Below are 7,511 nucleotides of genomic sequence, written 5' to 3'. Positions count from 1 at the left end.
CTTTTAGACCTATTCTCATTTTTTTGACCTGTTCATAACAAAGCAGATTGCTGTGTTTACCTGTCACTGCTATAGTTCACAGCTGCAATGAATGATTCGGTGATTTTTTATTCTTTACCGTCCATTTTTGAGCAAAATAGTGAGTAGACTGCTAAGCGTCAATGTGCTGCACATGGCGTAAGACACTATTGAGCGAAGCTATCTTGTTGCTCTACTCATCGTCATTTCATGTTGAGTATTTTCCGCCAATACGCGGATCGCAGGCAATCGTGTGCGTGCGATAACTGAAGTGCCCTAGAGCATCCCCTCCAGCCGGGAGGCTGCACCTTTTAGTCATGGGATCTGGCACCGTGAAAACGAAACCCAGCAACAAGTCCAATAATCAAAACTAAAGAAAGATAACGAGATTTTTAAATGAAAAGAATGCTAATTAACGCAACTCAAAAAGAAGAGTTGCGTGTCGCGCTGGTTGATGGCCAACGACTTTTTGATCTAGACATCGAAAGTCCAGGGCATGAATCTAAAAAGGCGAACATCTATAAAGGACGTATCACCCGTGTTGAACCGAGTTTAGAAGCTGCATTTGTTGATTACGGCGCTGAACGTCACGGTTTCCTTCCCCTCAAAGAAATTGCCCGCGAATATTTCCCTGATGGCTACACTTACCAAGGCCGTCCAAACATCAAAGAAGCGCTTAAAGAAGGCCAAGAAGTTATTGTCCAAGTTGAAAAGGAAGAGCGAGGCAGCAAAGGCGCTGCGTTGACCACTTTCATTTCTCTTGCTGGTAGCTACCTAGTTCTTATGCCAAACAATCCTCGTGCCGGTGGTATTTCACGCCGTATCGAAGGCGATGAGCGTACCGAATTAAAAACCGCATTGAGCAGTTTAGAGCTTCCTCAAGGCATGGGCCTTATCGTTCGCACTGCAGGTGTGGGCAAAAGTGCGGAAGAGCTAGAGTGGGACTTAAACGTTTTGCTCAATCACTGGAGCGCAATCAAACAGGCTTCCGATTTGCGTCCTGCACCGCTACTTATTCACCAAGAGAGCAACGTCATTGTACGCGCAATTCGTGATTATCTGCGTCGTGACATTGGTGAAATTCTAATTGATAGCAACACAATTTATGAACGTGCCCTTGAGCACATTCGTTTGGTGCGTCCTGATTTCGTGAGTCGTGTAAAAAAATACGACGGTGAAGTACCCCTATTTAGCCATTACCAAATTGAAAGCCAAATCGAATCGGCTTTCCAGCGTGAAGTGCGTTTGCCTTCTGGTGGCTCTATTGTTATCGACCCAACCGAAGCATTGACCTCAATTGATATCAACTCTGCTCGTGCAACAAAAGGCGGCGATATTGAAGAGACGGCGCTTAACACCAACTTAGAAGCAGCCGATGAAATTGCTCGCCAATTACGTCTGCGCGATTTGGGCGGATTAGTGGTTATCGATTTCATCGATATGACTCCTGTTCGTCACCAACGTGAAGTAGAAAACCGTTTACGCGATGCCGTACGCCTAGATCGTGCTCGCGTACAAATTGGCCGAATTTCACGTTTTGGCTTGTTAGAAATGTCGCGTCAGCGCTTGAGCCCATCACTTGCCGAAGCAAGTCACCATATCTGCCCACGCTGCTCTGGTACCGGAGTGGTTCGTGATAATGAATCTCTTGCGCTCTCTGTTTTACGTCTCATTGAAGAAGAAGCACTAAAAGATAATACCGCTCAAGTTATGGCGGTGGTTCCCGTTCCTATTGCATCTTATCTACTCAATGAAAAACGTCGCTCAATCAATCATATTGAACGCATTCAAGAAGTCGAGATCACCATTGTCCCTAACTCTGAAATGGAAACGCCTCATTTTGAAGTGATCCGTGTCCGTGAAGGGGAAGAGCAAGAAATACTCTCTTACTTAGTGCCAATGAAACTAGAAGCACTGAAAGAAGCAGAAGGTAAAGAAAGCTCAGATATCGATTTCAAACCAAAACGCATTGAAGAACCAGCGTTGAAAGGGTTTGCTGCTCCAGCACAAACTATTCCAGCTCCAACACCTAAAGCAGAGGTAGCGGTTCCAGTCAAAGAGATCGCTGTTGAACCAGGCAAACCAGGTCTATTTGGCCGCATCGTTAAAGCTCTTGGTAGCATCTTCTCAACCACCACGGAAGAAGTGAAAACTGAGGAAGAGCAACAAAAACAAGAAAACGAACGTAGCCAAGCACCACGCCAGCGTCGTGATCGAAATGACCAACGTCGTCGTAACGGACGCGGTGAAAATGTTAATCGCGACAACGCAAACCGTGACAGAAACAAACGTAAACCTGTCAATACCTCTGCTCTTGTTGAAGAAACACAAGACAAAGAAATTGTTGCTACCAACGAGCCTCGTAAGACACAAGCTCGCAAGCCAAAACAAGAGCGCCGCAACAAGCGTGATGACAGCAAATCTGAAAAGTTAGCGGAGCAAGGGCTACAACTTGCGGCTGAAGCGCAAGCCGTTACCTTGACAGCGAATGAAGATAAAACGGAAGAGAAAACGGCAAAAGTCAAAGAACGCCGTCAACGCCGTAAGTTAAACAAACAAGTTCGTGTAAAAGATCAGACAATCGCTCAAGAACAACCAGAAGCTGAAATGTTGATCAATACAACCCCGGCAGCAGAGGTTATTGAAGCCGTAAAAGCTGAAACAGCACAATCTGTTGAGACATCGGTCGTTACACCAAACGACGACAATGAGAATGACGATCAAAATCAACGTCGCAATCGCCGCTCCCCTCGTCATTTACGAGCCAGTGGTCAACGTCGACGCCGTGGTCGTGATCGTCGCCCTAACCCATTCCGTTTACGCAAAGGTGGGGTTGCCTCTCCTGAGATGGCAATGGGTAAAGTGATGCCTCGTTATGACCTCTCTAAACCAGTGTATCAAGCACCGGTAACAGAGCAAGTCGCAGCGGTTGAACCTGTTCAACAAGTGGCAGATGTCGTAGATAACAATACCGAGATAACGTTAGGTGGTTTTGCTTTCCCTGAAATGGCAATGGGTAAGGTCATTATTCGCCACGAAGAGAACCAGAGCGTCGTTGAAGAACCTGTTACGGTCTCTTTGCAGGACGCTATTGAACCTCAAGTACCATCGGCAGTGGTAACAGAATCGGTTTCAGTCACAGAATCGGTCACTGTAGAAGCCGTTATTTCGGAGCCAGTAATCGCAGAAGTTGTTATTGAAAAGACTACCGCTATTGAGCTCGTTGTCGAAGAAAAAGCCACGACAGAGAAAGTACCAGCATTGAAGGTTGAAGCAGTAACTAAGGCACCTGAAGCCGTATTACCCAAAACAATCAAAGCGCATGCATTCTCTCCGATGACCAAAGCCTCAGGCTCTTTGTTGCTCAAAGAGATTGAAATCGTATCAGCACCTTTCCATGCTGAACGAATTGCAACTCGTGCAGCAGGCAGCCAGTCAGCGCAAAGTCAAGCTGGTGCGGCAATGACTAAACCACAGTATTAATCTCTGAACCGAGTTTAAATACCATTAAAGGGCTGCATTCGCAGCCCTTTTTATATTCCGCTTGCCCAATATCTCTGCATCTCATAGCATTGCCTCTTTCTTGTCACTCAAAATGGACTTCCATGACTTGGATCTTATTCACCCTTCTGGCCGCATTCATGCAATCTTGGCGCAATGCATTCCAAAGTCGCTTAGCAACTGAGGTCAGTACTACTGGTGTTACCCTTGCCCGCTTTCTTTGGGCTGGCCCTATCGCGGCTCTCTATCTCATCACTTTGTATCATTTCATACCCGCGAAATTACCTACATTGTCATTGACCTTTATCGCTTTCATTATCGGCGCGTCATTGATGCAAATCGTCGCGACAGCGCTCATGGTTAAGCTTTTTAAATTAAATAACTATGCCGTAGGTGCTGGGCTAGCCAAAAGCGAAGCCTTAGTTGCCGCTATTTTAGGGATGATTTTTTTTGGGACTCATTTGACAGGCTTGGGCTGGATTGGCGTCATCGTTGGTGGCATTGGTGTATTTTTGATGAGCACGCACGGCAATATTAAGCAGCTTTCAATGCCAACTGTTTTACTGGGATTAAGTTGTGGTAGTGCCTTTGCACTCACTTCATTGTGGGTACGTGAAGCCAGCTTAGCACTTGGCTTACCCTTTCCACACAGTGCTGCTTGGGTATTATTGTTGGTCATTTCACTGCAGACTTTATTACTGCTAATTTACCTAATGGTGACCGACAACAACTCATTAAAACAATTATGGGTAAGACCTAAGCTAACGCTATTAACCAGCACAAGTAGCTGTCTTGGTTCTATTGGTTGGTTCAGTGCAATGTCTCTTCAAACCGTACCTTATGTAAAAACTTTAGGCCAAATTGAGAGCTTTTTTACGATGTTAATTTCTATTTTTTGGCTAAAACAATCGGTGAAAATTAAAGATGGGCTGGGGCTTGTTCTAATCGCAATTGCCGCTATTTTAGTCATGTGGGGATAAATCCCATCCACGCTTTGATGATGAAGTTACTCGAGCAAAAAAGCAAAAAAAGCCTCACCAGATGGTGAGGCTTTATCTTTTCCCGATAGAGATTGTTTCGTGCTAGCGAAAATCCCTCAATAACTCAGCTTACTTTTTCTTTGCTGGTTTTTGGTCATCTTTCTTCTTGATAACGGTAGTGCCTTCGAAAGTTTCACCTTCAACAAACGCTGTACCATAGTAAGCCGCAAGAAGTACTTCTTTTAGCTCAGAAATCAGTGGGTAGCGTGGGTTTGCACCAGTACATTGGTCATCAAACGCTTCAACTGATAGCACGTCAACTTTTGCGAGGAAATCCGCTTCATTCACGCCAGCCGCTTGGATAGATAGCGGGATGTCGAGATCTTTCTTCAGCTCTTCCAACCAAGTCAGTAGACGTTCAATCTTCTGAGCAGTACGGTCGCCCGCTTGGCTCAAGCCTAAGTGGTCAGCCACTTCAGCGTAACGACGGCGTGCTTGTGGACGGTCGTATTGAGAGAACGCAGTTTGTTTGGTTGGGTTATCATTCGCGTTATAGCGCACAACGTTAGAGATAAGCAATGCGTTAGCAAGGCCGTGCGGGATGTGGAACTCAGCACCGATCTTGTGCGCCATAGAGTGACATACACCTAAGAACGCGTTAGCAAAAGCAATACCTGCGATAGTCGCTGCATTGTGCACTTTTTCACGAGCAATTGGGTCTGCTGCTCCATTTTTGTAGCTTGATGGTAGGTACTCTTTCAGCATCTTAAGTGCTTGTAGGGCTTGACCATCAGAGTATTCGTTCGCAAGAACAGATACATAGGCTTCAAGAGCGTGAGTCACAGCATCGTAACCACCAAATGCCGTTAGAGACTTAGGCATATTCATCACAAGGTTCGCATCAACGATAGCCATGTTAGGTGTTAGCTCATAATCCGCTAGTGGGTATTTAGCACCTGTTTTGTCGTCTGTTACAACGGCAAATGGTGTGACTTCTGAACCGGTACCTGAAGTAGTCGTGATACAAACCAATTCTGCTTTTTGACCCATTTTAGGGAACTTGTAGATACGTTTACGGATATCCATAAAGCGCATTGCAAGCTCTTCAAAGTGAGTTTCTGGGTGCTCATACATAACCCACATGATCTTCGCCGCATCCATTGGTGAACCACCACCAAGTGCTAGAATCACGTCTGGTTGGAAACTCTTCATTGCTTCAGCGCCTTTCTCTACGACAGATAGAGTTGGATCAGCTTCTACATCAAAGAATGTTTGAACTTCCATACCGTTTGACTTCAGCAGAGTCACTACGTCGTCTGCATAGCCGTTGTTGAATAGGAAACGGTCAGTAACTAGGAATGCGCGTTTTTTGCCTTCAAGATCGCTCATAGCGATTGGAAGGCTACCACGACGGAAGTAAATTGACTTAGGTAGTTTATGCCACAACATGTTTTCAGCTCGCTTCGCAACAGTTTTCTTGTTGATTAGGTGCTTAGGACCTACGTTCTCAGAAATCGAGTTACCACCCCAAGAACCACAACCTAGCGTTAGAGATGGTGCAACGTTAAAGTTGTAAAGGTCACCGATACCACCATGAGTGGTTGGGATGTTTACAAGAATACGCGCCGTCTTCATTTTGTCACCAAAGTAACGGATACGGTCTGCATTAACGTCTTGGTTAGTGTATAGACCAGAAGTGTGGCCGATACCGCCGATTTCTACCATTCTTACTGCTTGTTCTACCGCGTTCTCGAAAGAAGTCGCGCGGAACATGCCAAGTGTTGGAGAAAGTTTTTCATGTGCGAATTCATCGTCATAAGAAACTTCGCCAATACCTTCACCGACAAGGATTTTAGTATCTGCTGGAACTTTAACGCCCGCCATTTCAGCGATAGCTGTTGCAGGTTGGCCTACGATTTTCGCGTTTAGGGCGCCATCGATAAGTAGCACTTTACGTACTTTGTCTGCATCTGCTTTGCTTAGAACGTGCGCTTTATGGCTCGCGAAACGCTCTTTCACTTCGTCATACACTTCGTCCATAACGATAACCGCTTGCTCAGAAGCACATACCACACCGTTATCGAATGTTTTAGACATAAGAACAGAAGCAACTGCACGTTTGATGTCTGCCGTTTCGTCGATTACAACTGGAACGTTACCTGCACCTACACCGATTGCTGGTTTACCTGACGAGTAAGCTGCTTTCACCATGCCAGGACCACCTGTTGCAAGGATAAGTGCAATACCTTCGTGCTTCATTAGCGCGTTAGATAGCTCAACTGAAGGTTGATCAATCCAGCCGATGATATCTTTTGGCGCGCCAGCTGCAACTGCTGCATCTAACACGAGTTTAGCTGCATCGTTAGTTGAATTTTTCGCACGTGGGTGTGGCGAGAAGATGATACCGTTACGAGTCTTCAAAGAGATGAGAGATTTGAAGATTGCAGTAGAAGTAGGGTTAGTGGTTGGAACGATACCGCAGATGATGCCTACAGGCTCAGCGATAGTCATCGTGCCTAGGTTTTTATCTTCTTCAAGAATGCCACACGTTTTTTCGTCTTTGTATTTGTTGTAGATGAACTCAGACGCAAAGTGGTTCTTGATTACTTTATCCTCAACAATACCCATGCCTGATTCCGCTACCGCTTGTTGCGCTAGAGGGATACGAGCTTGGTTAGCTGCTAATGATGCTGCGCGGAAAATTTTATCTACTTGCTCTTGAGAGTAAGTAGAGAATTCTGCTTGAGCCGCTTTAACGCGCGCTACTAGAGCATCAAGTTCAGCTAAATTAGTTACAGGCATAATGGATCTCCTAAAAATAGAAAAATGTTAAAAACTCTTTATTAAGTTTGCAGCTTTGTGTTTTTGTTTTTTCTCAACAGCTTAAACAATGACAGACTTAGTAAATTGCTTTCAGGACTGAGTATAATATTTCAGAGTGTGAAAAAAATTGACTCAGATCAGTTCTCAAAAACTAATTACCCAATTAGGGGTAACCACCCTACAAAATCG

3 protein-coding genes are annotated in these 7,511 nt (G+C 45.2%); 2 read left to right on the top strand and 1 reads right to left on the bottom strand.

Annotated elements, in window-relative coordinates:
- Positions 1 to 414: 414 nt before the first annotated feature.
- On the top strand, positions 415 to 3,501 hold the full coding sequence (gene rne, locus AACQ42_RS16090; protein ID WP_064625724.1) for a ribonuclease E: 3,087 nt from the start codon (positions 415 to 417) through the stop codon (positions 3,499 to 3,501).
- A 122-nt stretch (positions 3,502 to 3,623) separates the two neighbouring features.
- Positions 3,624 to 4,499: a DMT family transporter gene (locus AACQ42_RS16085; RefSeq protein ID WP_094165833.1), complete on the top strand. Its 876-nt coding sequence runs from the start codon at positions 3,624 to 3,626 to the stop codon at positions 4,497 to 4,499.
- A gap of 129 nt (positions 4,500 to 4,628) precedes the next feature.
- Here AACQ42_RS16085 and adhE read toward each other — a convergent pair whose 3' ends face one another.
- Positions 4,629 to 7,301, bottom strand: coding sequence for a bifunctional acetaldehyde-CoA/alcohol dehydrogenase (gene adhE / locus AACQ42_RS16080; protein WP_013856398.1), 2,673 nt, complete (start codon positions 7,299 to 7,301; stop codon positions 4,629 to 4,631).
- Positions 7,302 to 7,511: the final 210 nt, after the last annotated feature.

It is taken from the genome of Vibrio sp. V12_P9A6T4 (assembly GCF_963874835.1).
Classification (GTDB): domain Bacteria; phylum Pseudomonadota; class Gammaproteobacteria; order Enterobacterales; family Vibrionaceae; genus Vibrio; species Vibrio anguillarum.
This window is presented reverse-complemented; position numbering and strand designations above follow the sequence as displayed.

What these genes read in the sequence shown, in the direction of transcription:
- rne (WP_064625724.1), top strand. Translation starts at nt 415, where the DNA reads ATGAAAAGAATGCTAATTAACGCAACTCAAAAAGAAGAGTTGCGTGTC.
- AACQ42_RS16085 (WP_094165833.1), top strand. Translation starts at nt 3,624, where the DNA reads ATGACTTGGATCTTATTCACCCTTCTGGCCGCATTCATGCAATCTTGG.
- adhE (WP_013856398.1), bottom strand. Translation starts at nt 7,301, where the DNA reads ATGCCTGTAACTAATTTAGCTGAACTTGATGCTCTAGTAGCGCGCGTT.